This window comes from Pseudomonas sp. PDM27 (assembly GCF_019219205.1).
Lineage (GTDB): Bacteria > Pseudomonadota > Gammaproteobacteria > Pseudomonadales > Pseudomonadaceae > Aquipseudomonas > Aquipseudomonas laurylsulfatiphila.
Window position 1 is genome coordinate 94,879 of the sequence record NZ_JAHUWF010000019.1, and the last position, 24,287, is coordinate 119,165.

The window sequence follows — 24,287 nt, forward strand, 5'->3', positions numbered from 1 at the left end:
AAAAAGACGTAACGCAGGACCGCAATAAACGTTTGTCGCATTTCAGCGACCTAGTGAAAAGGAGCCAGTCAGATGACTCGCATAGGTAAGTGGCTACCGAAACTCGCCCTGGTGGCAGCCTCGGTGATGGCGATTTCGGCAACAGCCGGAGCCGCTGAAAAACCCAACATTCTGGTGATCTTCGGCGACGATATCGGCCAGACCAACATCAGCGCCTATTCCATGGGCGTGGTTGGCTACAAGACGCCGAACATCGACCGCATTGCCAAAGAAGGCATGATGTTCACCGACTATTACGCAGAGAACAGCTGCACCGCCGGCCGGTCTTCGTTCATCACCGGCCAGACGCCTTTGCGTACCGGCCTGTCGAAAGTCGGCATCCCGGGCGCACCGGTGGGCCTGCAAAAGCGTGACATCACCATCGCCCAAGCCCTCAAATCCCAGGGCTACGCCACCGGTCAGTTCGGCAAGAACCACCTGGGCGACAAGGATGAATACCTGCCGACCAACCACGGTTTCGACGAGTTCTTCGGCAACCTGTACCACCTCAACGCCGAAGAAGAGCCTGAGCGTCCGTACTGGCCAAAAGACGATGCCGAGTTCGTCAAGGCCAACACCCCGCGTGGCGTGATCCACAGCTTCGCCGACGGCAAGATCGAAGACACCGGCGCGCTGACCACCAAGCGCATGGAAACCATCGACGACGAAACCACGGCGGCGGCGCAGGCGTTCATCGAGAAACAAGCCAAGGCCGACAAGCCGTTCTTCGTGTGGATGAACACCACGCGCATGCATCTGTTCACCCACGTACGCGACTCGATGAAGGGCCAGAGCGGCATGCCCGGCAACGATTACGCCGATGGCATGCTCGAGCACGACGGCGATGTCGGCAAACTGCTGAAGACCCTCGACGACCTGAAAATCGCCGACAACACCATCGTCGTCTACACCACCGACAACGGCCCGAACCAGTTCTCCTGGCCGGACGCGGCAACCACGCCGTTCCGTAACGAGAAGAACTCCAACTGGGAAGGCGCCTACCGTGTGCCGGCCATTGTGCGTTGGCCGGGCAAGATCAAGGCCGGTGAAGTCTCCAACGAGCTGTTCTCGGGCATGGACTGGTTCCCGACCTTGCTGGCAGCCGCGGGCGAAACCGACGTGAAGGAAAAGCTGCTCAAGGGTTGGGCACCGACCTCGGGTGGCAACAACTTCAAAGTGCATCTGGACGGTTTCAACCAGCTGCCCTACCTGACCGGCCAACAGCCTAAAGGCGAGCGCAAGGAGTTCTACTACTTCAACGACGACGGCGTGCTGGTGTCGATGCGCTTCGGTAACTGGAAAGTGGTGTTCTGCGAACAACGCGAGCCAGGAGGTTTTAAAGTCTGGAGCGAACCGTTCGTGTGCCTGCGCGTACCGAAAATCTTCAACTTGAGGATGGACCCGTATGAACGGGCCGACGTGGTTTCCGATCAGTATTACGATTGGCAGACCAAAAACGTCTACCTCGCCGCCCAAGCCGTACAAAAAGCGGCCGGGTTCCTGCAGACCTTCATCGAATACCCGCCAAGCCAGAAACCGGCGAGCTTCAGCATCGACCAGATCCGTGCTGCGGTAGATGCCAAGATCGCTGAAAAAATGAAAGCTGCACAGTAAGACCGCCGCTCGCCCTCACCGGCGAGCGGACTTTTCTGCAATCTGAATGCGATCACTGTAGGAGCTGCCGCAGGCTGCGATCTTTTGATCTTGATTTTAAAGAAGCAAGATCAAAAGATCGCAGCCTGCGGCAGCTCCTACGTAATCGATTCAAAAATTCGCACAAGGCAACAGATCCATGACCTCACGTGTCGCCAGCAAGTCGTCGGCCATACCTGCCCCGCAAGTCGCCTCCCCGGCGCTGTTGATCCCCGCCCTGCTGCTGTTTGTCTCCGGCGCCGCGGCGCTGGTGTATCAGGTGCTGTGGATCAAGCAGCTGTCGTTGGTCGTAGGCGTCGAGGTCTATGCCATCACCACCGGGATCAGTGCATTCTTTGCCGGGTTGGCCTTGGGCGGCTTGCTGTTCGGCCGCTGGGCGGACCGGATGCCGCAACCGGTCCTGCTCTACGCCGGGCTGGAAGTGCTGGTGGCGCTGCTGGGTGTCGCTGCGACCTTCGCCATGAGCCTGGCGGCCAGCCCGTTTGCCTGGCTGGAAGCGCACGTGGGTTTGCTGGCCTGGGTGCTGCCGTTCGCGCTGGTGGGCATTCCCGCGCTGTTGATGGGCGGCACCCTGCCGGTGCTGGTTCGCTCCCTGGCCACCGACCCGCAACACCTGGGCAAGGCCGGCGGGCAACTGTATGCGGCGAACACCGCCGGGGCCATCGCCGGCACCCTGCTCGCCGCGTTCGTGCTGATTGCCACCCTCGGCGTGCGCGGCAGTGCGCTGGCCGCCGCCATGCTCAACTTGCTGGCCGCCGCCGGAGCCCTGTGGTTCCAGCGCCGGCGCGTGGCCCCCGTCGATGCGGCGGCGAAACAACACGTTCAAAAAGCCCCCGACCGCCTCGCCCTGTGGCTGTACGCCATTGCCGGTGGCGTAGCGCTGGGCTACGAAGTGGTGTGGTCGCAATCGATCGTGCAGTTCATGAGCACCCGTACCTACGCCTTTGCCGTGGTGCTGGCGACTTACCTCACCGGGTTGTTCCTGGGCAGCATGCTGCTGGCCCGTCGGGTCGATCGCCTGCGCGATCCCTGGGGAGTGTTTGGTTTGCTGATTGCCGCAGCCGGGGCGATTGCCCTGCTGGAAGTGGCGTTGCTCGGACGCTGGCTGGTGCTCGCCCAGACCCTGGCCGAATCCTGGGTTTTGTCATGGGGCGGCAGTGAACTGGCGGGCATGAGCACGCGCTTTGCGGTGGCGGCCTTGAGCATTGTGTTTGTACCGACCCTGTTGCTGGGCGCGGCGTTCCCGTTGGCCCTGCGCTTGAGCGTCGGCGGCGCACAGGTGGGGCGCAACGTCGGCGAAGTCGTCGCGTTCAATACCCTTGGCGGGATCATCGGCGTGATGCTCTGCGGCTTTGTCCTGATCCCGATGCTGGGTCTGGTACGGACCCTGGGCCTGCTGGCGCTGATCGCCGCCGGTATCGCATGCCTCGCCGTGCGCAAGGGCCATGGCGTGAAGAAAGGCCGGCGTCAGGCGGTGATTGCCATTGGCCTGGTGTCCCTGGCACTGACCGTGTTCACGCCGGTCAACAAGCTTGCCAGCCTGCTGCCGGGCGCGCGCAATGGCACGCTGACGTTCTACGAAGAAGGCCGTGGCGGGACGGTCGCCGTGGTCACCCAGGGCAAGGGCGAACGGGCGTTCCAGCGCTTGTACATCCAGGGCGTGTCCAATACCGGCGACGCCATGCCGTCCCTGCGCTACATGCGGATTCAGGCGCTGCTGCCCTTGTTGATCCACAACGGTGAACCGCGTTCGGCGCTGGTGATCGGCTTCGGCACCGGCATCACCGCCGGTGCCCTGACCCGCTACCCCGGCCTGGACCATCGCGTGGTCGCCGAACTGCTGCCCTCGGTGGTCAAGGCAGCCCCCTTGTTCAAGGGCAATTTCAATGCCGCGGCCGATCCGGGTGTCGACGTGCGCTTGCGTGACGGTCGCCAGGAACTGCTGCGCAATCCACAGCGTTACGACCTGATCACCCTTGAACCGCCACCGCCCTCCGCTGCGGGCGTGGTCAACCTGTACTCCCGGGACTTCTACCAACTGGCCGCCAGCCGTTTGCAGAAACAGGGCCTGGTCGCCCAATGGCTGCCGCTGCCGACGCAGAACATCGACGACTCGCGCTCACTGGTACGCAGCTTCCTCGACGTATTCCCCTACGCGACCCTGTGGACCAGCGAGTTCCACGAGATGCTGCTGGTGGGTTCGATGGAGCCGATTGAGCTGGATGCGGCGAAGATCAACGCACGCTTCCAGCAGGACAGCGTTCGCAGCACCTTGCAGGATGTCGGTATCGGTTCGGCCGCATCTCTGCTCGCCACCTGGGTGACTGACCGTGCGGGGCTTGAACGCTTCGCTGGCGACGCACAACCGGTGACGGACGATCAGCCCAGGATCGAATACGCGCCCTGGGTTCGGTCGAAAGAAATCAGCCGTGTGCTGCCGGCCCTGCTCGACTTGCACCAGCCGCCCGCACTGCTGAACGCCGATGCCGGGTTCATCGAACGCATGAACACCCAGCAACAACGCCTGATGCAGTTCTACCGGGCGAGCCTGCATGCCTACGACGGAAACCGTGACGCTTGGGCCAGGGAGATGCGCGAGGTAATGCGCGGGGATTCCGGGAATCCGTATTACCGGTGGTTTGTCGGGGAGTGATTGGCCGCCTTCGCGAGCAGGCTCGCTCCCACATGGGGATGCGTTCCCCTGTGGGAGCGAGCCTGCTCGCGAAGGGGCCATCAGTTTCACAACATCCGTTATTTGACAGACGCCAACCATCCGGCAAAGCTGCATCAAGCTTCAACGCGCGCCTGACGGCAATCGCACCTGGACCATGGAAGTCGTAATGCCCAAATATAAAAACAAAGCTGCACAGCCAAACCCTGATTCGCAACCGACCCTGATCAACCGTTATCTGTTCCCCGTCACCATCGGCATCCTGTTGCTGACTGTGGCGGGTATTGGCTGGTTTTTGCTGAGCAGCACACCGACGCCACCCAAGCCGGTCACCGTCAGCCCCCCTGCTGTTCAACCGGCCAAACCGCAACCCGTTGCCATCGCGCCAGCAAAAATGGTCGACGAGCAGCAATGCCAGGGTTGCCACGGCGCACAGGTCAAGGACTGGCAAGGCTCCCACCACCAGTTGGCGATGCAGCAAGCCAACGCCGACACGATGCTCGGCGACTTCAACAATGTCACCTTCAAGGCCGAAAAGGAGACCACGGTGTTTTCGCGTAAGGGCGACGAATTCTGGGTCAACACACCGGGCATCGATGGCAGGAATACCGATTTCAAGGTGGCCTATGCCTTTGGCATCGCCCCCTTGCAGCAGTACCTGATCGAAGTCGGCGAAGGCCGGTTGCAGGCCCTTGGCATTGCCTGGGATACCGAAAAGCACCGCTGGTTTCACCTCTACCCGGGCCAGGGGGTGAACTTCAAGAACCCGCTGCACTGGAGCAAACCGAGCCAGAACGCCAACTTCATGTGCGTCGAATGCCATACCACAGGCTTCAAGCGCAATTTCGATGCGGCAAAAAACACCTTCGACAGCCACTGGAACAGCCTGGGTGTCGGCTGTCAGGCCTGTCATGGCCCGGCGTCCAATCACCTGGAATGGACGGCGAAGAAGACCGACCTGATCCATGCCGGCTTTGCCGTCGACCTCAAGGACAAGAACGCCACCGTCGAACTCGAAACCTGCGCCCGCTGCCACTCGCGCCGCGCGCCTCTGGATGACGGCTACACGGTCGGCAAGCGGCTGATGGACGACTACCTGCCGAGTGTCCTGACCCGCGAACTGTACGCGCTGGACGGCAAGATCAAGGACGAAGTGTTCGAACACGGCTCCTTTGCCCAGAGCAAAATGTTCGACAAGGGCGTGCGCTGCAGCAACTGCCACAACCCGCACAGCACTCAATTGAAAGCGCCAGGCAACGGTGTCTGCCTGCAATGCCACAACACCGCCGGCAAAACCACCGTGGAAGGCGTCGACGGCAAGGGCCTGCAAGCGAAAAACTACGACTCCGTCGAACACACTCGCCACACCACGGGCCAACCGGGTTCGCAGTGCGTGGATTGCCACATGCCTGGCAAGTTCTACATGGGCAATGACTTTCGGCATGACCACAGTTTCAGCATCCCCAACCCTGAGCGGGCAAAGAAACTCGGTACGCCTGATGCCTGCCTGACCTGCCACCAGGGCAAGGCCGGCGACAAGGTCACCGAGCAGTTCAAGCTGTGGAACACCGCCAACGCCAGCGCGGTACAAGCCCCTCGCTACGACGAAAGCCTGTGGCTGATTCGCAACGGTCAGCCCGGTGCCGCACAGGCCTTGATCGAGCAACTGCAACGCAGCAATCTGCCGGCAATCCAGCGCGCGACGCTGCTTGGTGAACTGGCGCAGTATCCGAGCGAACAAGCGTTGAAACTGGCCACCAGGGACCTCAACAACCCGGCGCCGCAAGTCCGTGAGAGCGCCATCCGCGCACTCAGCGCCTTCCTGCCGCCAGCGGAACGTGCGCCACTGCTGACACCCTTGTTGAGTGACCCTGTGAGAGCCGTGCGCATCGCCGCCGCCCGTGATCTGCTCAGTGTCGCGCACACCGGCCTGGGCACGGCCCAGGACAGCTGGAATGCCGCCATCGCCGAATACGAGGCGGTGCAGACAAACCTGCTCGAACGCGCCGAAGCGAACCTCAACCTGGCGATGCTGTATCAGGCCAGCGGTCGCAACGCAGAAGTCGAAGGATTCCTGCGCACGGCCCTGCAGCGCGATCCGGACTTCTACCCGGCGCTGGTTACCCTGGTGCAATGGCTGGAGGCCAACGGTCGCAGCCAGGAAGGTCATGCCCTGCTGGCGCAAAGCCTCAAGGACCATCCTGACTCGGGCCTGCTGCAATACACCCAGGGCCTGGCGCTGATTCGTGCCGGCCAGGCCGCTCAAGCCATGCCGTATCTGCGCCAGGCGGCGAAACTGGAACCGCAGAGTGGGCAATTCGGCTATGTACTGGCAGTGGCCCTGCATGACAGCGGCAAGATCGACGAAGCCTGCGCAGAACTGGAACGGCTGTTGAAAGAGCAACCGGCCAACCGCAATGCCCGCCTCTCGCTGATCCAGTATTACCTGGCCAACGGCCAGGAACCCAAGGCCCAGGTGCTGTTGCAGGGCTGGAAGAAAATGAACATGGGGGACCCGGCGTTGAAATGACGGGAGACGCCTGCAGGAGCGAGCTTGCTCGCGATGGTGATACAGGCGACGCGTTTATCCAGAATATTCGCGTTTTCGTTGACGTCCATCGCGAGCAAGCTCGCTCCTTCAGCGGCGGTATTGGCTCAATCACCAACGCATATTCAGCGGATTTGTCTTCACGCACGGCAAATCTGTCGAAACCGCATTTGTAGGAGCGAGCTTGCTCGCGATGGCGTTACAGACGACGCGCTTATCCAGAATATTCGCGTTTTCGTTGACGTCCATCGCGAGCAAGCTCGCTCCTTCAGCGGCGCCTGAACAAGGGCCGTGGCTCAATCACCGAGCGCCCGTACAACACGCTCATCCCCGCCAATCCCTTCAACGCATCTTCCGCGGATTTGTCTTCACGCACGGCAAAGCTGTCAAAACCGCATTGGCGCATGTGGCTCAGTTGATCACGCAAGACATCGCCGATGGCGCGCAACTCGCCGGCCCAGCCCAATCGCGTGCGCAGCAGATACGCCTGGCTGTACCCGCGGCCATCGCGAAAGCTCGGAAAATCCAGGGCGATCAGGGGCAGTCGGGCAAACCATGGCTGAAGGCTTTCCACTTCATCGTCCGGCCCCAGCCACACGCCGTTTTGCGACGGGCTTTCCAGCCAACGGCTCAGCGGCAGAATCGCGGCCCCCACGGGCAGCTCTGCTTGCGGGTCGCGCACGAGCGTCCACGGATCATCCGCGACAATCCGCGCCACGCCCTCTTCCAGCCGCAACAGATTGTTCATGCCGACACCTGCGGTACTTTCCCGTAGACCGCCTCCTTGAACGGCTCCAGCCCGATCCGCTGGAAGGCGTCGACGAACAGTTCCTCGCTCTCGCGATAGCGCACGAAGGTGTCGACGATGCGCTCGATCACCCCGGGCACTTGCACGGCGCTGAAGGACGGGCCAATGACCTTGCCTAGCGCACTGTTCTTGCCCTGGGCGCCACCCAGGGTGATCTGGTACCACTCGGCGCCGTTCTTATCGACGCCCAGAATGCCGATGTTGCCGATGTGGTGGTGACCGCAGGCATTCATGCAGCCGGAGATATTGAGGCTGATGTCGCCCAGGTCGTGCAGGTAGTCGAGGTCTTCGAAGCGTGCGGCAATGGCCTTGGCGATAGGGATCGACTTGGCGTTGGCCAGCGCACAGAAGTCGCCACCGGGGCAGGCGATGATGTCGGTGAGCAATCCGGCGTTGGCGCTGCCCAGATTGTGTCCGCAGGCCAGGTGCCACAGGGTGAACAGATCGGCCTTGGACACGTCCGGAAGGACGATATTCTGCTCATGGGCAATGCGGATTTCACCGAAGCCGAAGCGTTCGGACCACTCGGCCACCGCCTCCATCTGTTCGGCCGTGACATCCCCCGGCGGCGCAGTGGCGCCCGGCTTGGTCGACAACACCACGCTGGCATAGCCCGATACTTTGTGCGGCTGCACGTTACGCTGCACCCAACGAGCGAACGCCGGGTTTTCGGCCAGGTGCGTGCCGAAATCGAGATGGGCGTCGGACAAATGACGATAAGGCGGTGCGACGAACGCACTGGCCACACGCTCGAACTCGTCGAGGGTCAGTTGCGCCGGGCCGTCCTTGAGGTGCTGCCACTCTTCTTCCACCTCCCGGGCGAAGGCCTCGATTCCCAGGGCCTTGACCAGAATCTTGATTCGCGCCTTGTACTTGTTGTCCCGCCGGCCATGGCGGTTATACACCCGCAGCACCGCCTCTACGTAAGACAGCAGGTGCTGCCACGGCAAGCCTTCGCGGATCTGCAAGCCGAGGATCGGCGTGCGCCCCAGGCCGCCGCCGACCATGACTCGCAGGAGCATGTGTCCGTCGGAGCCCGGGTAAAGATAAAGGCCGATGTCATGCATCATGATCGCCGCGCGGTCCTGCTCGGCCGAGCAGATGGCGATCTTGAACTTGCGCGGCAGGAACAGGAACTCCGGGTTGATGGTCGACCACTGCCGCAGAATTTCCGCCAACGGTCGCGGGTCGATCATTTCGTCGGCCGCCACCCCGGCAAAGGCTTCGGTGGTGATATTGCGCACGCAGTTGCCGGAGGTCTGGATCGCATGCATTTCCACCTCGGCCAGGCGTTCGAGGATCTCCGGCACCTGGGCCAGTTCGATCCAGTTGAACTGCATGTTCTGCCGGGTGGTGAAATGGCCGTAGCCGCGGTCGTAATCCCGGGCGATGCTCGCCAACGTACGCATCTGCCGGGCGCTCAGGGTGCCGTAGGGAATCGCCACCCGCAGCATGTAGGCGTGCTTTTGCAGGTACAGGCCGTTCTGCAGGCGCAATGGCAGGAACTCTTCTTCGCTCAGTTCGCCCGCCATGAAGCGCTCGACCTGATCGCGAAACTGCGCAACCCGTTCGAACACCAGTGCCCGGTCGTAATCATCGTACTGATACATGTGGCTACCTCATCAGGATTCACCGCATTCCCCTGTGTAGGAGCTGCCGAAGGCTGCGATCTTTTCAAGAGCAAAAGATCGCAGCCTTCGGCAGCTCCTACAGGTCGGTGGATGCGGTTGTTGTGTGAGGTCGACTATGGACTTGCGGCTCAGCGCATTACAGATTCACCTGACTACATAAAAACCGTATCAGAGCGCGGCAGATGGCCGCAGGCGGCACTCAAATCTGATCCGCCTAAATGAAATATTCCTGAGCCTGTTTTGTTTCCATCGGGGTTTCTACAGTGCACGGCATTGCAACCGTGGAAGCATTGAGCATGAGCACAACTACTATCAGTCAGGCCTATAACTACAAGGTCGTGCGCCAGTTCGTCGTGGCGACTGTCTTCTGGGGCGTCGTGGGGATGGCGATGGGCGTGTGGATCGCCTCGCAACTGGTGTGGCCGCAGATGAATCTTGACCTGCCGTGGACCACCTTCGGCCGCTTGCGCCCGTTGCACACCAGCCTGGTGATTTTCGGTTTTGCCGGCAGCGCGCAATTTGCCGCCAGTTACTACGCGGTCCAACGCACCTGCCAGGTGCGGCTGTTTTCCGACAAACTTGCCGCGTTCACCTTCTGGGGCTGGCAATCGGTGATCGTGGTGATGCTGATCAGCCTGCCGCTGGGCTACACCACCACCAAGGAATATGCCGAGATCGAATTCACCGGCGCGGTGTGGATGACCGTGGTCTGGATTGCATACGCCGTGGTGTTCTTCACTACCCTGGTGCAACGCAAGACCAGGCACATCTACGTCGGCAACTGGTTCTTCGGTGCGTTCATCGTGGTCATCGCCATGCTGCACGTGGTCAATCACCTGTCGATTCCAGTCGATTGGTTCAAGTCCTACCCGGTGTACTCCGGGGCCACCGACGCCATGGTCCAGTGGTGGTACGGACACAACGCCGTGGGCTTTTTCCTGACCACCGGTTTCCTGGGGATGATGTACTACTTCGTGCCGAAACAGGTGGGCCGGCCGGTGTATTCCTATCGCCTGTCGATCGTGCACTTCTGGGCGCTGATTACCCTGTACATCTGGGCCGGCCCGCACCACTTGCACTACACCGCGCTGCCGGACTGGGCGCAGTCCCTGGGCATGGCCATGTCGCTGATCCTGCTGGCGCCGAGCTGGGGCGGGATGATCAACGGCATGATGACGCTCTCGGGCGCCTGGCATAAGCTGCGCACCGACCCGATCCTGCGCTTTCTCGTGCTATCCCTGGCGTTCTACGGCATGTCGACCTTTGAAGGGCCGATGATGGCGATCAAGACGGTCAACGCCCTCTCCCACTACACCGACTGGACCATCGGCCACGTACACGCCGGGGCGCTCGGCTGGGTGGCGATGATCACCTTCGGCGCGACCTATCACATGGTGCCGAAGGTATTCGGACGTGATCGGATGCACAGTACGCCGCTGATCAACCTGCACTTCTGGCTGGCGACCATCGGCACCGTGCTGTACATCGCCTCGATGTGGGTCAATGGCATCACCCAGGGCCTGATGTGGCGCGCGATCAACGATGACGGCACGCTGACCTACTCCTTCGTCGAAGCCTTGCAGGCCAGCCATCCGGGATTCGTCGTGCGCTTTGCCGGCGGGGTGTTCTTCCTCAGCGGCATGCTGCTGATGGCCTACAACCTGTGGCGCACGGTGCGGGTAGCGGACGTGGCGATGGCCGAGCGCGAGGCGCAGTTGGCCTGATGATTGAAGTCATGTTGAACATGGCGGGGGGGGCATTTTTGTGGTTCGCCATCGAGTATTGTCTGCGCCACCAGACCGCCGAGAGCCTGGACGATGCGAGCCTGATCCCGTTTGCGGATGACCCTGAGGTGGCTCGGCGGGTAGAGGCGGCTACCGGGAAGACCATCAATGCAGTGGCGCCCGAAGAGGCGAAGCCAGGCTGGGGAAACACCGATTTCTGATGCACCGCCGATCACTGTGGGAGCGGGCTTGCTCGCGAAGGGGGCGTGTCAGTCGACATTGATGTTGAATGTAGATCCGCCTTCGCGAGCAAGCCCGCTCCCACACCCTCAGCCACGATCCCGGGGGATCAAAACCTGTAGCTGCTGCGCCAGAAAATCCGCATTGAATGCAAAGGTGTCCGGGTCTTTCAAGCCATTGGTCTTGCGCCACTGCCAGCCAGTGGATGGCGGCAGGCACACCAGTGACACGCTGCCATAACGGGCTGCCGTAAAGCCCATCACCGCCACGGAAATCTGCCCGCCGACGCCCATCACCTCCGGCACGAATTCCACCGGTTTGCCCGCGATCAGGATGCTCAGCTTTTCAGTCTTGAAGGGAGAGGTTTCCACCGGAACACTCGGCCCCGACGCAACATACACTTCGCGGTTCACTTCGAGCAGGTCAGGTGCCTTGACCGGTTCCAGCCACTGCTGGATCTCATCGAACAGCGCACCAATGCGCTTCGCCCACTCGGCCGATTGCGATTCGAACACTTGTTTTTTGTGCGCTTCGCTTTCGGCGTAGTGGCGAAGCATTTCGCCCAGTTGCTGTACATCGTCCATAGCGGTGTTCCCTGAATAGACCGGTGTTGCGGACCTGGAGCATGGCAGATGCCCGCACGCTGCGTACGACTAAAACCTGACGACAGTTTGCACCGTTGCGTAAACGCGGGCACTGCAGGTGCGCACTTCACCTGACAAACGGAGCACAGCATGGGCCAGCTGCGGTGGCGTGCGCCCTGAGCGTGTGACTCAGCCGACCCTGGGCGTGCGACGCAGGCGCGCCATGCTCAAGGTGTCCACCAGGACGCCGTCGCGAACGGCATAATCACGAAACAGGCCCTCGGTTTCGAAGCCGAACTTGCGATACAGGGCAATGGCCGCTTCATTATCGGCATACACCGAAAGCTCGACGCGCTGCAGGTTCATCCAGTTGTCGGCGATATCCAGCGCCGTCGCGAGCAGCTTCGAACCCACGCCCTTCCCTTGCCACTCGACCGCAACGCCCATGCCGAAACTGCCGGCATGGCTGCGACGAATGCGCGAGAACTGTTCCAGGCCAATGTTGCCGATGACCGTGCCTTGATGCAGGGCCACGACCTTCACCAGGCGCTCGTTATCCGACGCCAGGCGACTGCGCCAGAGCTCGGTGGACTGAAACGGCATTTGCAGGGTCTGCCGGGCGATGGCGGGATCGTTGTACAGCGCCGTAATGCCTTCGATATGGGATTCGTTGAAGCGCTCGAACGTGATAACGGGTTCGGTGGTCGGCATGGGTGAATCATCCTTGAAGCAGACATGGCCGTTCACTCTATAACGCTTTCTTCACGTGTGGCGAGAATCGGTGTGGGAGCGGCGGTGCGGCGATCCGACTTGCTCGCGAAGGCGCCTGGTCAGTCGACATTGTTGTTGAATGACACACCGCTTTCGCGAGCAAGCCCGCTCCCACATTTTGATCGCGCTCAGCTTTCGAACCACTCCCGACGCTCGCTGAAGGTGTTTTCAATCAACTCGACGACCGTCCGCACCTGTGCTTCACCCTGTGACTCGGCGTTGACGGCCATCCACACCTGACGCCGCATCGGCCGCTCGAACAGGCCCGGCAAGGCCACCAGGCCGCGGTCGAAGTGGCTCATGTAGTGCGGCAGCAGGCCGACGCAGGCGCTGCAACGGATCATCTCCAGCATCAGTTCGTAGGATTGCACCTGCACCGCTCCGGCCAGGCGCTGATCCACCAGTGCATTCCATGGCCGGAGGCTTTCGACCTGGCAGTCCTGATGCCATTGCACCAGGAGGAAATCGGCCAGTTCCTCCAGGCATTCCGGCCTGGAAGCCACTCGTGAGTAACGCTTGGCAATGTGCGGCAGGTACTCCAGTTGCGCCAGAGACCGGGGTTCGGTGGTGGCAAAGCTCGGACCCGGCAACGGCGATCCGGCTTCGCCCAGCCACACCACCACGTCGGCGCTGACCGCTTGCAGGGCCAATTCGCTGTCGAGCGTCTTGATGTCCAGGCGCACGCTGGCATTGCGCCGCAGCAGCGCCACCAGGTCACGCCCGAGAATGTCATGCAGGATCGAATCGGCCACGGCCAGGCGAATCAACGGCTGTTCGATCACCGGCAAATCGCGCTCATGGGCCAGGGCGATCAATTGTGCGTGCAGGCGCAAACCATCGCGACTGAGGCTCAGACCATTGTCTGACGGGTTGAACAGTGAGCACCGCAGCTGTGTCTCCAGCAGCGCCAGTTGCCTGCGCAGGCGGGTGGCCTTGATGTTCAGGCTGCGGGCGGCCTGCATAAAACAACCGCAACGGGCACTGACGGTGAAGCACAGCGCCAGTTCGGGGTCGATACCCGCGGCCAGCTGGCGCCAGGACGGATTTTTATCAATGGCTACACGATACTCGGCAGCACCCCGGTGGGCGCTGGTTTCCATGGCTAACATCGAGGACTCCCTGTCGACATGACACTGACAGGTCCATCCTGCGGATCAATGATGAACCTGCTATGACAATGACTCAGGCGCTGGGTGTCTGGCGAAAGCTCACGGCCAGGCGATTCCAGCTGTTGATGGTGGTGACGGCGATGGTCAGGTCGACCATTTCGCTTTCACTGAACTGTTCCCTGGCCAGCGCGTAAACATCGTCCGGCACGTGGCTTTGCGAGAGCAAGGTGACGGCTTCGGTCCAGGCCAGCGCGGCTCTTTCCCGTGGATTGAAAAAGTTGCTGTCGCGCCAGACCACGATGGAATACAGGCGGCGGTCGCTTTCGCCGAGGCGCCTTGCATCCACCGAGTGCATGTCGGTGCAGAAGGCACAGCCGTTAAGTTGCGAGGCGCGAATCTTGATCAGGTGCAGCAGGCCCTGCTCGATGCTCAGGCTGCTGGTCAGGGCCTCCATGGCGATCATGGCCTTCATCGCTTTGGGGGACGCGCTGTAGTAATCCAGGCGGGGCTTCATGGAGCGTTCTCGTGCGGCCTTGAGTTGATTTTCACGGTAATCGCTGGTGCGCGAGCATGACAGATCCAATTTCGCGATTTCCCCGTGGACCAAGGCCTGCAGACCAATTGACGGTTTTTCCACTGCGCAACTTCTGCCGACCGAGCGGATAGGGGTAATCTTGCGCGACGCACACGCGCCTCAACAGCCCCGGAGTCTCGCCGGCATGGAACTACATGTTGTCATCAATGGCCGCAAGGACCTGGCCGGCCAGTTGTATAACCAACTGCGCAGCGCCATCGAGTCCGGTCGCCTGGCCGCCGGGACGCAACTGCCGCCCAGCCGTTTGCTGGCCGAACAATTGGGCATTTCACGCAAGACCATTTCCGATACCTACGCCCAGTTGACCTACGAAAACTTCCTCACCGGGGTGGTCGGCAAAGGCACTTACGTCAATGCGCGCACGTCGAAGGTGCAGCGTAAACAGAACTACACAGAGCTTGGCGGCTTTGAGGTGATCGAGTCTTGGCGCAACCTGCCGGTATTCCTGCGTCATCCGACCCTGGAAGGCTCGCTGCGCTACGACTTCATTGGTGGCGCCACCAGCAAGGGCCAGTTCCCCCAGGATGACTGGCGCCGCTGCACCTCCCACGCGCTGCGCCAGATTGCCGGCTCCAAGGGCCTGTACAGCTTGCCTGAGGGTTTGCCCGCCCTGCGCAACGCCATTGCGCGGCACATCGCGTTCTCCCGCGGGGTCAATTGCCAGGACGAGGATGTGGTGGTGTGCAACGGCGCACAGCAGGCCCTGGACCTGATTGCGCGGGTGCTGATCAGTCCGGGCAGCCTGGTCGCCATGGAGGACCCCGGCTACCCGCCGGCCCGGTTGCTGTTCGGCACCCATGGCGCCACGGTGATCGGCGTGCCGGTGGACGCCGAAGGCATTGTGGTGGAGCAGATTCCTCGCGGCACACGCCTGATCTACGTCACCCCGTCGCACCAGTTCCCGTTGGGCATTGCGATGAGCCAGGCACGCCGGGAAGCACTGCTGGCCAAGGCCCATGAGCTGGGCGCGATCATCATCGAGGACGACTACGACAGCGAGTTCCGCTACGAAGGCCGCCCCACCGACTCCCTGCAAAGCATGGACGAACGGGGGATCGTCGCTTACGTCGGGACCTTTTCCAAAACCCTGCTGCCGGAATTGCGGCTTGGCTATGGGATCCTGCCGCCAGCGATCCTGGAGGCCGTGGTGCGCGCCAAACAGCTCACCGACCTGCACACGTCGACGCTGCCGCAGTGGGCGCTGGCCAAGTTCATCGCCGAAGGCTGCCTGCTCAAGCACATCCGCCGCTGCCATACCATCTATGCCGGGCGCCGCGAGCGGATCCTGACGCGCGTGGCCGGCGACCTCTCACCTTGGCTGGGGGCGGTGCCCTCCACCGCCGGCTTTCACATGGTGGTGATGTGCAAAGTGCCCATGGATATTCCATTGGTGATCGAACTGGCGAAAAAAGTCGAAGTCGGGCTCTATGCGATCGACAGCTTTTTCTATCAGCAAGCGCCCAAGGCCGGGTTTTTCCTCGGTTTTGGCGCCATCGAGACCCTGGACATCGACATCGCCCTGGACCGTGTGCGCGACATTTTGCAGCAGGTGGCCTGACGGATTGGCCTGCGGCTTTATCCGGCGATTGGCTATTGGCGGTCCGCAGGGTCAGGCCTATCCTGCATAGGCGTTAACCCTCAATGAGCAGGATTCGTCCGGCCTGATTCAGGAGTGTGAGCAATGTCCCATGAAGTGATCAATACCGTACAGGTACGTGCCGTCGCCGGCCGCTCGGATGAACTGGGTAAGCAACTGCAAAAGATTGTCGAAACCCTGCGTGAACTACCGGGCTGCGAATCCTATATGGTCGACCGCTGCCCAGAGGACACCAATCGCTGGACCGTCAGTGCCCGCTGGCAATCGGAAGCGGCCATGAAATCGCATTTCAACTGCCCCGAAGTCCAGGGTTTCATCGGCCTGATCGATAGCCAACTGGCCAATGCCGTGGACTTCAACAGCTTTCCTATCGTCTGAAAACAAGATCAAGAGATCGCAGCCTGCGGCAGCTCCTACACGGGAACTGCCGCAGGCTGCGATCTTTGCTTTTAACCTAGGTCTATTGGTCCCCTCGCCTTCCGGAATATTGGCTGTTTAACCGCTACCGCTTGCGCACTACTGTGGTTTGCAACAACTAACCACCGCAGGTAAAGAACCATGAACATGTTGCGTTGCTGTGCAGCCTCCCTCGCCGCCCTGGCCCTGACTGTGTCCGCATCGGCCTTTGCCCATGACCCTTCGGAAAAGGTCACTGTTTTGCAGGACCAGATGCTGAAAAATGCCCCGGGCAAAAAGGCATTGATGATCGAGGTCGACTACCAGCCAGGCCAATCGTCCATCGCCCACAAGCACGACGGCACGGCCATGGCCTATGTGCTTTCGGGGTCGATCACTTCTCAGGTGAAAGGCGAAAAAGCCGTCACCTACAAGGCCGGTGAGTACTGGTACGAACCCGCAGGTTCAGAACACCTGGTCTCGAAGAACGCCAGTAAAACCAAACCGGCGAAGCTGTTGGTGTTCATGGTATTGGCCCCGGACGAGAAAGTGTTGATCCCACTGGAAAACTGATGGCTGAACGTACAGCCATAAATAAAAAGGCTCGAATGGCGAATTCGGGCCTTTTTATTTCCCGAGGCAATTAACCACAAACTGTTAAGCCAAACAAAACTATTGGCCACCGGATAAGTGCGGACATTGGCTATTTAAATAAAACATCCAGGGTTTAGTCTTTATTCACCGCCGGTACAGCACCGGCAACTTTAACTTTCGACTGAGTTGTTTCACTGGAGAAACACCATGAAACTTGCACTTGTCAGTACGCTGGCCATAACGGTTGTTTTAACCGGCTGCTCAATCCCAACTGCGCCCACGGCGGTCTCTTCGCTCAATGGCATTTTCACCGAACCGGTAGGCCGCAGTGGTGCCACCCTGATCAACAACGGCAGCCAGGTCTCGTTGGGCATCGTCTACAGCCAGAATACCCAGGCGAACCGTGCCTATCTGCGGGACTACCAGGCCAACGCCGGCACCGGTTTCGGCCAGAGCCTGCTGGTGCAGCCGATTCATGACGCCTATGTAGCCACTTCCAGGCCGGACATGGCCGTGGACTGGGTCAAGGCCTCCCTGCAGCGGCAATTCGGTTCGGTGACCGTGTATCCGGACATGCAGAGCCTCAGGGCGGCGAAGCCGGACGTGATGGCGGTGGTCGACACCCGCAGCCAACTGATTACATCGCGCAGTTCGGACATCCAGTCAGATGTCAGTGCGGACTTTTACGACAAGAACTTTAACTATCTCGGTACTGCACAAGGGCATGACGCCAAAGCACTCAGTCCCGTGTGGGCTGACTACAAACGCAGCGAAGAGATCGTTGCCGACATTAATGAACAACAGAATGTGCAAGTCAGGGCACTGCAAAAGTTTGACCAGTCGCTCAATAATTTGCTGAGCAAACCGACTAGCAACCTCTCGATGATTGACAACACGCCAGAGCAAAAACGCTACTGATAGCCAGACGAAGGCACGGGCAAGCTCGCTCCCACAATAGATCAGGAACGGGAGCGGGCCTGTGTAGCACTGCGAAACGATTAACCAAAGTCAACTCAATCAATTGACGTTATTTTAAGTCCGACACGGAACAGTCACTTTCAAACTTGAAATAATGGAATTATATATGAGCAAAGACGAGGAAAGATCCTTCATAGCGCGCCTGACCTGTGAAGGGATCAGCATGACTTTTTTCGAAAAGGTATTAAGCGATTGGCATTTTCAGCAAGACGACGAAGATGGCCCGCACAAACACTTGATTACGACCGCTGAAGTCTACATCGATGACTTACAGAGAATGGTAAATTTGGCCGTCACCTCAAAAAACAAAAACAGCATAGGGATAGTGGTTCATTTCAGGTGCTACGACGACTATTACAACCTGCAAATTTTAAGCACCCCCTACTACAACAAGTACTTCAGCAAGAGCAGCCAAGGTTTCCTCGGAGCGCTTCCGGCGGCGGAAGGTGCTACGACTTCTTTTAACTTACTGAATGACAATTTCAAGATTGTCACGCTTGATGATTTCAACAGCGATAACCAAACAGTTTACTTACAGGCACGCAATGCAGGCGTCATCAAAAAAACCCTATGGGGTGGGCAAGTGAACCGTTATTGCTTCCACGACCAAATGGGTCATCAGGTTTTGTTCAAACTGCAAATTCTTGAAAGAAATGTGGCCACCCCTGAAAGCACTACGCCTTTCACTTGAAAAAACACTGTCTGGTGATTTGACCCATTAAAACAAAAAAAGCCCCGCATCTCTCGATGCGGGGCTTTTTCATTCAACGCCTGATCAGGCCGCCGGTTCCAGCTCGGCGGCGACAGCGGCAGGCACTATCGTTTGACCGCTCAACGCCAGGTCCAGCAGTTCGCGGTTGGCCACCGCGTACATGGCGTAGTCGGTGCCGCTGGCGGCACGGATTTCCACCAGCATCGCGCGCCAGCGTTCGATCATGCCTTCGTGCTGCGCCATCCACAGGGAAAGCCGTGTTTCCACGTCCTGGGTGCCGTCGCCCTGTTGCAGGACCGAGATGGTGATCGCGCGTTGCTGCCAGTCGACGTCATCGCGGAACGCTTCACGGGCCAGGGCTTGCCAGTTGTTTTCAACCGGCAGAGCGCTGATCTGTTGCATGTACCAGGTGATGTCCAGCGCGCTGCCCACGGCGAAGTACGCCTTGGCCACCTCAGCCGGATCCTGGCCGGTCACGTCGGAAGCCTCGATGATCGGCAGCAGGGTATACAGGTGCGAGGTGCCAGCCACCATACGCGCCAGCAGCTCTGGCACACCGGCTTCGACGAAGGCCTGATAACGACGCTGCCAGGTTTCACGGATCTCGCCACTGAGCAACTCGTCGAGCTTCAGGCCCAACTCTTTCAAATGCGGACCAAAGTGCGCGACGTCACGGGCAGCATTCTGCTCGTTGCGACGGGCACGCAGGAACCAGCGCGTAGCGCGACGGCCCAGGCGCATCAGCTCGTCCATCAGCTCCAGTTGAACGTCGGCCGAAACCTGGTAATCCAGGTTTTCGATCTGACGGAACCAGTGCGGGAGATGGAAAATGTCACGCACGATCACGTAGGCGCCGGCCACGTTCGCCGGGCTCATGCCGGTCGACTCTTTGAGTCGTTGAACGAAGGTGATGCCCATGTGGTTGACCAGGTCGTTGGCGATCTGGGTGCTGACGATTTCTCGCTTCAGGCGGTGACGGCGCATGGCCACGGAGAACTTGCTCACCAGGGTTGGCGGGAAAGCGGTTTCCATGTCGCGGGTCAGGTAGTCGTCGTCCGGCACCAGGGAGCCCAGCAGCTGCTCCTTGAGGTCGATCTTGCTGTAGGAGATCAGCACCGACAGCTCGGCACGGGTCAGGCCATGGCCTTGCGCGACACGCTCGTTGATCGCCTCTTCTGACGGCAGGAACTCGATGGCACGATCCAGCTTGCCGCGGCCTTCCAGGTCGTTCATCAGGCGCTTGTATTCGGCAATCCGCGGCAAGGCGCGACGGGCTGCCAGGGACAGGGCCTGGGTCTGCTTGTAGTTGTTGCCCAGCACCAGGCCACCGACTTCGTCGGTCATGCTCGCCAGCAACTGGTTACGTTGCTTGTCGGTCATGTCGCCGGCCTGAACCACTTCGTTCAGCAGGATCTTGATGTTCACTTCGTGGTCGGAGCAGTCCACGCCACCGGCGTTGTCGATGAAGTCGGTGTTGGAGCCGCCGCCATTGAGGCCAAACTCCACACGACCCAGTTGGGTCATGCCCAGGTTACCGCCCTCGCCCACGACTTTGCAGCGCAGTTCGTTGCCGTTCACGCGCAGTGCATCGTTGGCCTTGTCGCCGACATCGGCGTGGCTTTCGCTGCTGGCCTTGACGTAGGTACCGATACCGCCGTTCCACAGCAGATCCACCGGCGCCTTGAGCAAGGCGTTCAGCAGTTCGGTCGGGGTCAGCTTGTCGGCCTCGATGTCGAAGCGCTCTTTCATCTGCTCGGAAATCGCGATGCTCTTCGCGCTGCGCGAGAAGATACCGCCGCCTTCGGACATGATGCTGGTGTCGTAGTCCGACCAGGCCGAACGCGGCAGGTCGAACAGGCGCTGACGCTCGGCGAAGCTCGACGCCGGCTCAGGGTTCGGATCGATGAAGATGTGCAGGTGGTTGAACGCCGCGACCAGCTTCAGCTTGTCGGACATCAGCAAGCCGTTGCCGAACACGTCACCGGCCATGTCGCCGACACCGACCACGGTGATGCTGTCTTCCTGGACATTGATGCCGCGCTCGCGGAAGTGGCGCTGTACGCCGACCCACGCGCCCTTGGCGGTGATGCCCATCTTCTTGTGGTCGTAACCGGCCGAGCCGCCGGACGCAAACGCGTCACCCAGCCAGAAGCCGTAGTCGATGGCGATGCCGTTGGCGATGTCGGAGAAGGTCGCGGTGCCTTTGTCCGCCGCCACGACCAGGTACGGGTCATCGTCGTCATGACGCACGACGTTGGCCGGTGGTACCAGTGCGCCGTCCTTCAGGTTGTCGGTGATGTCCAACAGACCCGAAATGAAGATGCGGTAGCAGGCGATGCCCTCGGCCGCGATCTCGTCACGGCTGCCGCCCAGTGGCAGGCGACGCGGCAGGAAGCCGCCCTTCGCACCCACCGGCACGATCACCGAGTTCTTCACTTGCTGGGCTTTTACCAGGCCCAGCACTTCGGTACGGAAGTCTTCTTCACGGTCGGACCAGCGCAGGCCGCCACGGGCAACGTTGCCGAAGCGCAGGTGCACGCCTTCGACGCGCGGCGAATACACGAAGATTTCGAACTTCGGTACCGGCTTGGGCAGCTCGGGAATCAAGTGCGGGTTGAACTTGAAGCTGAAGTACGACTTGTTATGGCCGTTGGCATCGGTCTGGTAGAAGTTGGTGCGCAGGGTGGCCTTGATCAGGTCCAGGTAGCGACGCAGGATGCGGTCTTCGTTCAGCACCTGGACGTCGTCCAGAGCACTGAGAATCGCGTGTTCCAGACGCTGTTGCTTATCGTCCAGGTCATCGCTGGTCAGCTTGCGCGCCAGGTAGAAACGGGTCTTGAACAACCGGGTCAGCTCGCGGGCGATGTCGGTGTGGTTGTTCAGGGTGCTGGCGATGTAACCCAGGTCGAAGCCCAGGCGGATCTGCTTCAGGTAACGCGCGTAGGCGCGCAGCAGCGCCACGTCACGCCATGGCAGGCCGGCGGTCAGTACCAGACGGTTGAATGCGTCGTTCTCGGCATCGCCACGCACGATGTGGACGAACGCGTCCTGCAGCGTGTCGTTGAGCTGCTGGATGTCGAGTTCCAGGCCTTCGGCGGCAGTGAACGCGAAGTCATGAATCCAGAATTCGCGGCCATTGCTGTGACGCAGGTGATACGGGAACTCGCCCAGCACGCGCAGGCCGAGGTTTTCCAGGATCGGCAGGACGTCGGACAGTGCCAGCGGCGTATCGGCGTGGTACAGCTTGCAATGCAACTGGCGCTGACCGGCGACCTGGCCCAGCGGCTGATAGAAGCTCATCACCAGCGGGTTTTTGTCGCTCAGGCTCAACAGATGCTGCATGTCGACCACAGCGGAATGCGCGGCGAAACGCTCGCGGTAACCGGCAGGGAAGCCTTTCGGGAAATCGGCCAGCACGTTGGTGCCCTGGGCTTCACCGAAGCTCTCGACGGTCAGTGCGGCGTAGTCGTCCTGCCAGCTGCGGCAGGCCTGCACCACTTCTTTTTCCAGCAGCAGCGGGTCGATGTCGAGGCGGTTTTTCGGGTCGACGCGCAGGATCAGCTGCACGCGGGCCAGTACGGACTCGGAGAAGAAGGTCCAGAACTCGCAGTCGGTGGCTTTCAGGCGATCCATCAGCACTTGCTGGATCTTCTGGCGCACTTCGGTGGAGTAGATGTCGCGCGGCACGTAGGCCAGGCAGTAGCAGAAGCGGCCGTACGGGTCTTTGCGCAGGAACACGCGAATCTTGTTGCGTTCCTGGATCTGCACGATCGACATCACGGTGCTGAACAGCTCGTCCACCGGGGTCTGGAACAGATCGTCGCGCGGCAGCACTTCGAGCACCTGCGCCAGTTCCTTGCCCAGGTGAGCCTTGGCCTGGAAGCCGGAGCGGTGTTCGATTTCCTCGACCTTGCGGCGGATGTACGGGATCACCCGCACGCTCTCGCCATACACCGACGAGGTGTACAGGCCCATGAAACGGCATTCCTTGATGACCTTGCCGTTGGCGTCGATTTCGCGGATCGACACGTAGTCCGGGTAAGCCGGGCGGTGTACACGGCTTGGGTGCGCGGCCTTGGCGAACGACAGCAGGGTCGGTTCGCGCAGGTAGTTCACGGCGTAGTCTTCGATGCGCAGGTCATCGTAGGTCAGGCCGGCACGCAGCAGCTTGGTCAGGCCGAGGAAGGAGTCCTTGTCGTAGACGATATGGCCACCATCGGCTTCGTCGCTGACGACGAACTCTTCGTAGCCGAGGAAGGTGAAGTGGTTGCCCACCAGCCATTCCAGGAAGCTCTTGATTTCGTTCTTCTCGTCGCCATCGACGGCGAACTGGCTGTTGTCCAGCTTGGTCAGAATCTCCTGGACCTTGGCCTTCATCGGCTCGAAATCGCCGACGGCCACGCGGACTTCACCGAGCACCTGCTCCAGCTCTTTGCTCAGCACATTGAGCTCGGCGGTGTTGGCGCAGCGGTCGATTTCCAGGTACATCAGCGATTCTTGCTGAATGTCGTCGCCCTGGGTGCCTTTAGGCAGGATTTCCAGCAGCTCGCCCTTGCTGCCACGACGCACGCTCAGCACGGTGGTTTGCAAGGTATGGATGCTGTAGCCGCGGCGGTTCAGCTCGGTACGCACCGAGTCCACCAGGAATGGCAGGTCGTGGTGCAGCACTTCGACCGCCGTGTGGGTCGACTGCCAGCCGTGGCGTTCGTAATCGGGGTTGAAGACGCGCACTTGCGGTTGCGCGTGATCGAAGCGCTCAAGCAGGCGCCATGCAGAAAGGGTGCAGCCAGCAAGGTCGGACAACCGACGCTGGGTCAGCTCGTCAAGGGAAATGATGCCGAAGAATTGTTCAGCGAACAGCGCCACTTGTGGCAGTGCCTGTTCACTGATGTGCTGCGCCAGTGCCGCTTGCAGTTGGTGCTGGAAGTCGGCTTTGCTGGCTGCGGTGAAGAACGCCATCTGTGGTACTCCGCTTGGGCTTGTTATTGATGGAAGCGTCGCGCGAAACCCCTTTCGGGGCTACGTTTCAAAGCTAGCCGTCACCCGGTTCCTGATTCTCGGGCAGAGGAAACAGGGTGACAGGTGGGTGAAGCTGGACGAGACGCTCAGGTCACATTCACCTTCCGTGAATGGGCATCTGCAAAAACGACTGGCCACGGTTTGCTCCAATGTCTTTACAGGTATCCATTGGTTGCGCAGCTTAACCAGTGCGGCAAGGCCCGTGCTTGCGGTGCTGCGACATATTCGGTCATCGGCACGCTGCTCAAGGCATGCGCATCGAACAACACTAGCAGCCGTGTCGAAAAAAGGCGGTTTTCTGTCCGGTTTTACGGTACATGCGTACCAGAAATGACCGGTAACACACTGAGTGTTCGGCGCGCGGCCTTGGACGCTCGGGTGAGCAGAGGCTTTTTTGGGGGGAGTTCGGTAGGCGTGTTTGCCGTTCGCCTACCGTGAGAAAGCCCGTTGTGGAGAGGCTCGACAACGGGCTTTTCAGTACCTCTGAAAAGACAAAACCCCAACTGCTTTCGCAATTGGGGTTTCGGAATTTAATCTTGACGATGACCTACTCTCACATGGGGAAACCCCACACTACCATCGGCGATGCATCGTTTCACTTCTGAGTTCGGGATGGGA

Annotated in this window: 17 protein-coding genes and 1 rRNA gene; 10 read left to right on the forward strand and 8 right to left on the reverse strand. The window is 60.4% G+C overall.

What is annotated here, in order from left to right:
- Positions 1 to 72: 72 nt before the first annotated feature.
- The 3 genes from KW838_RS28585 to KW838_RS28595 all read left to right on the forward strand — a co-directional run bounded on the left by KW838_RS28585 (position 73) and on the right by KW838_RS28595 (position 6,893).
- The gene (locus KW838_RS28585; RefSeq protein ID WP_218504296.1) at positions 73 to 1,653 is read left to right on the forward strand and encodes an arylsulfatase; all 1,581 of its coding nucleotides are present in this window, start codon (positions 73 to 75) and stop codon (positions 1,651 to 1,653) included.
- Positions 1,654 to 1,831: 178 nt separating this feature from the next.
- Positions 1,832 to 4,345, forward strand: a complete 2,514-nt coding sequence (locus KW838_RS28590) for a fused MFS/spermidine synthase (RefSeq protein ID WP_218504297.1) — start codon at positions 1,832 to 1,834, stop codon at positions 4,343 to 4,345.
- A gap of 187 nt (positions 4,346 to 4,532) precedes the next feature.
- On the forward strand, positions 4,533 to 6,893 hold the full coding sequence (locus KW838_RS28595; protein ID WP_218504298.1) for a tetratricopeptide repeat protein: 2,361 nt from the start codon (positions 4,533 to 4,535) through the stop codon (positions 6,891 to 6,893).
- A gap of 286 nt (positions 6,894 to 7,179) precedes the next feature.
- Here the strand turns inward: KW838_RS28595 and KW838_RS28600 are convergent, their stop codons facing one another.
- Together KW838_RS28600 and KW838_RS28605 are read right to left on the reverse strand one after the other, a co-directional pair.
- Positions 7,180 to 7,659: a DUF934 domain-containing protein gene (locus KW838_RS28600; protein WP_102698836.1), complete on the reverse strand. Its 480-nt coding sequence runs from the start codon at positions 7,657 to 7,659 to the stop codon at positions 7,180 to 7,182.
- The gene (locus KW838_RS28605) at positions 7,656 to 9,329 is read right to left on the reverse strand and encodes a nitrite/sulfite reductase (RefSeq protein WP_218504299.1); all 1,674 of its coding nucleotides are present in this window, start codon (positions 9,327 to 9,329) and stop codon (positions 7,656 to 7,658) included. Before KW838_RS28605 ends, KW838_RS28600 begins: the two co-directional genes overlap by 4 nt.
- A gap of 317 nt (positions 9,330 to 9,646) precedes the next feature.
- On the opposite strand from KW838_RS28605, the gene ccoN reads away from it, so the two are divergent.
- Together ccoN and KW838_RS28615 are read left to right on the forward strand one after the other, a co-directional pair.
- The gene (ccoN, locus tag KW838_RS28610; RefSeq protein ID WP_102698834.1) at positions 9,647 to 11,074 is read left to right on the forward strand and encodes a cytochrome-c oxidase, cbb3-type subunit I; all 1,428 of its coding nucleotides are present in this window, start codon (positions 9,647 to 9,649) and stop codon (positions 11,072 to 11,074) included.
- Positions 11,074 to 11,295, forward strand: coding sequence for a cbb3-type cytochrome c oxidase subunit 3 (locus KW838_RS28615; protein ID WP_218504300.1), 222 nt, complete (start codon positions 11,074 to 11,076; stop codon positions 11,293 to 11,295). The genes ccoN and KW838_RS28615 overlap by 1 nt, the downstream gene beginning before the upstream one ends.
- 108 nt (positions 11,296 to 11,403) lie before the next feature.
- Here the strand turns inward: KW838_RS28615 and KW838_RS28620 are convergent, their stop codons facing one another.
- The 4 genes from KW838_RS28620 to KW838_RS28635 all read right to left on the reverse strand — a co-directional run bounded on the left by KW838_RS28620 (position 11,404) and on the right by KW838_RS28635 (position 14,292).
- Positions 11,404 to 11,898 (reverse strand): hypothetical protein, encoded by a 495-nt coding sequence (locus tag KW838_RS28620; protein WP_007979904.1) that lies wholly within the window; start codon positions 11,896 to 11,898, stop codon positions 11,404 to 11,406.
- 189 nt (positions 11,899 to 12,087) lie between these two features.
- On the reverse strand, positions 12,088 to 12,609 hold the full coding sequence (locus tag KW838_RS28625) for a GNAT family N-acetyltransferase (protein WP_102698831.1): 522 nt from the start codon (positions 12,607 to 12,609) through the stop codon (positions 12,088 to 12,090).
- A gap of 188 nt (positions 12,610 to 12,797) precedes the next feature.
- The gene (locus KW838_RS28630; protein WP_218504301.1) at positions 12,798 to 13,778 is read right to left on the reverse strand and encodes a LysR family transcriptional regulator; all 981 of its coding nucleotides are present in this window, start codon (positions 13,776 to 13,778) and stop codon (positions 12,798 to 12,800) included.
- 73 nt (positions 13,779 to 13,851) lie between these two features.
- Complete coding sequence (locus tag KW838_RS28635) at positions 13,852 to 14,292, reverse strand: carboxymuconolactone decarboxylase family protein (protein ID WP_218484419.1); 441 nt, start codon at positions 14,290 to 14,292, stop codon at positions 13,852 to 13,854.
- 205 nt (positions 14,293 to 14,497) lie between these two features.
- Between KW838_RS28635 and KW838_RS28640 the strand changes: the two genes are divergently transcribed.
- From KW838_RS28640 to KW838_RS28660, 5 genes are all read left to right on the forward strand, one after another.
- On the forward strand, positions 14,498 to 15,931 hold the full coding sequence (locus KW838_RS28640; protein WP_218504302.1) for a PLP-dependent aminotransferase family protein: 1,434 nt from the start codon (positions 14,498 to 14,500) through the stop codon (positions 15,929 to 15,931).
- Between the two features lie 123 nt (positions 15,932 to 16,054).
- The gene (locus tag KW838_RS28645) at positions 16,055 to 16,348 is read left to right on the forward strand and encodes an antibiotic biosynthesis monooxygenase family protein (RefSeq protein WP_102698827.1); all 294 of its coding nucleotides are present in this window, start codon (positions 16,055 to 16,057) and stop codon (positions 16,346 to 16,348) included.
- A 180-nt stretch (positions 16,349 to 16,528) separates the two neighbouring features.
- Entirely contained in the window at positions 16,529 to 16,939 is a 411-nt protein-coding gene (locus KW838_RS28650) for a cupin domain-containing protein (protein ID WP_218504303.1), read from the forward strand.
- Positions 16,940 to 17,167: 228 nt separating this feature from the next.
- Entirely contained in the window at positions 17,168 to 17,878 is a 711-nt protein-coding gene (locus KW838_RS28655) for an ATPase (protein WP_218504304.1), read from the forward strand.
- A gap of 166 nt (positions 17,879 to 18,044) precedes the next feature.
- The gene (locus tag KW838_RS28660; protein ID WP_218504305.1) at positions 18,045 to 18,629 is read left to right on the forward strand and encodes a hypothetical protein; all 585 of its coding nucleotides are present in this window, start codon (positions 18,045 to 18,047) and stop codon (positions 18,627 to 18,629) included.
- A gap of 84 nt (positions 18,630 to 18,713) precedes the next feature.
- On the opposite strand, the gene KW838_RS28665 is transcribed toward KW838_RS28660, so the two are convergent.
- Both KW838_RS28665 and rrf read right to left on the reverse strand, forming a co-directional pair.
- The gene (locus KW838_RS28665; protein ID WP_218504306.1) at positions 18,714 to 23,609 is read right to left on the reverse strand and encodes an NAD-glutamate dehydrogenase; all 4,896 of its coding nucleotides are present in this window, start codon (positions 23,607 to 23,609) and stop codon (positions 18,714 to 18,716) included.
- Positions 23,610 to 24,203: 594 nt separating this feature from the next.
- Positions 24,204 to 24,287 (reverse strand): 5S ribosomal RNA (rrf, locus tag KW838_RS28670); the annotation flags it as partial.

Coding starts and splice junctions, on each gene's coding strand:
- KW838_RS28585 (WP_218504296.1), top strand. CDS start 73: ATGACTCGCATAGGTAAGTGGCTACCGAAACTCGCCCTGGTGGCAGCC.
- KW838_RS28590 (WP_218504297.1), top strand. CDS start 1,832: ATGACCTCACGTGTCGCCAGCAAGTCGTCGGCCATACCTGCCCCGCAA.
- KW838_RS28595 (WP_218504298.1), top strand. CDS start 4,533: ATGCCCAAATATAAAAACAAAGCTGCACAGCCAAACCCTGATTCGCAA.
- KW838_RS28600 (WP_102698836.1), bottom strand. CDS start 7,659: ATGAACAATCTGTTGCGGCTGGAAGAGGGCGTGGCGCGGATTGTCGCG.
- KW838_RS28605 (WP_218504299.1), bottom strand. CDS start 9,329: ATGTATCAGTACGATGATTACGACCGGGCACTGGTGTTCGAACGGGTT.
- ccoN (WP_102698834.1), top strand. CDS start 9,647: ATGAGCACAACTACTATCAGTCAGGCCTATAACTACAAGGTCGTGCGC.
- KW838_RS28615 (WP_218504300.1), top strand. CDS start 11,074: ATGATTGAAGTCATGTTGAACATGGCGGGGGGGGCATTTTTGTGGTTC.
- KW838_RS28620 (WP_007979904.1), bottom strand. CDS start 11,898: ATGGACGATGTACAGCAACTGGGCGAAATGCTTCGCCACTACGCCGAA.
- KW838_RS28625 (WP_102698831.1), bottom strand. CDS start 12,609: ATGCCGACCACCGAACCCGTTATCACGTTCGAGCGCTTCAACGAATCC.
- KW838_RS28630 (WP_218504301.1), bottom strand. CDS start 13,778: ATGTTAGCCATGGAAACCAGCGCCCACCGGGGTGCTGCCGAGTATCGT.
- KW838_RS28635 (WP_218484419.1), bottom strand. CDS start 14,292: ATGAAGCCCCGCCTGGATTACTACAGCGCGTCCCCCAAAGCGATGAAG.
- KW838_RS28640 (WP_218504302.1), top strand. CDS start 14,498: ATGGAACTACATGTTGTCATCAATGGCCGCAAGGACCTGGCCGGCCAG.
- KW838_RS28645 (WP_102698827.1), top strand. CDS start 16,055: ATGTCCCATGAAGTGATCAATACCGTACAGGTACGTGCCGTCGCCGGC.
- KW838_RS28650 (WP_218504303.1), top strand. CDS start 16,529: ATGAACATGTTGCGTTGCTGTGCAGCCTCCCTCGCCGCCCTGGCCCTG.
- KW838_RS28655 (WP_218504304.1), top strand. CDS start 17,168: ATGAAACTTGCACTTGTCAGTACGCTGGCCATAACGGTTGTTTTAACC.
- KW838_RS28660 (WP_218504305.1), top strand. CDS start 18,045: ATGAGCAAAGACGAGGAAAGATCCTTCATAGCGCGCCTGACCTGTGAA.
- KW838_RS28665 (WP_218504306.1), bottom strand. CDS start 23,609: ATGGCGTTCTTCACCGCAGCCAGCAAAGCCGACTTCCAGCACCAACTG.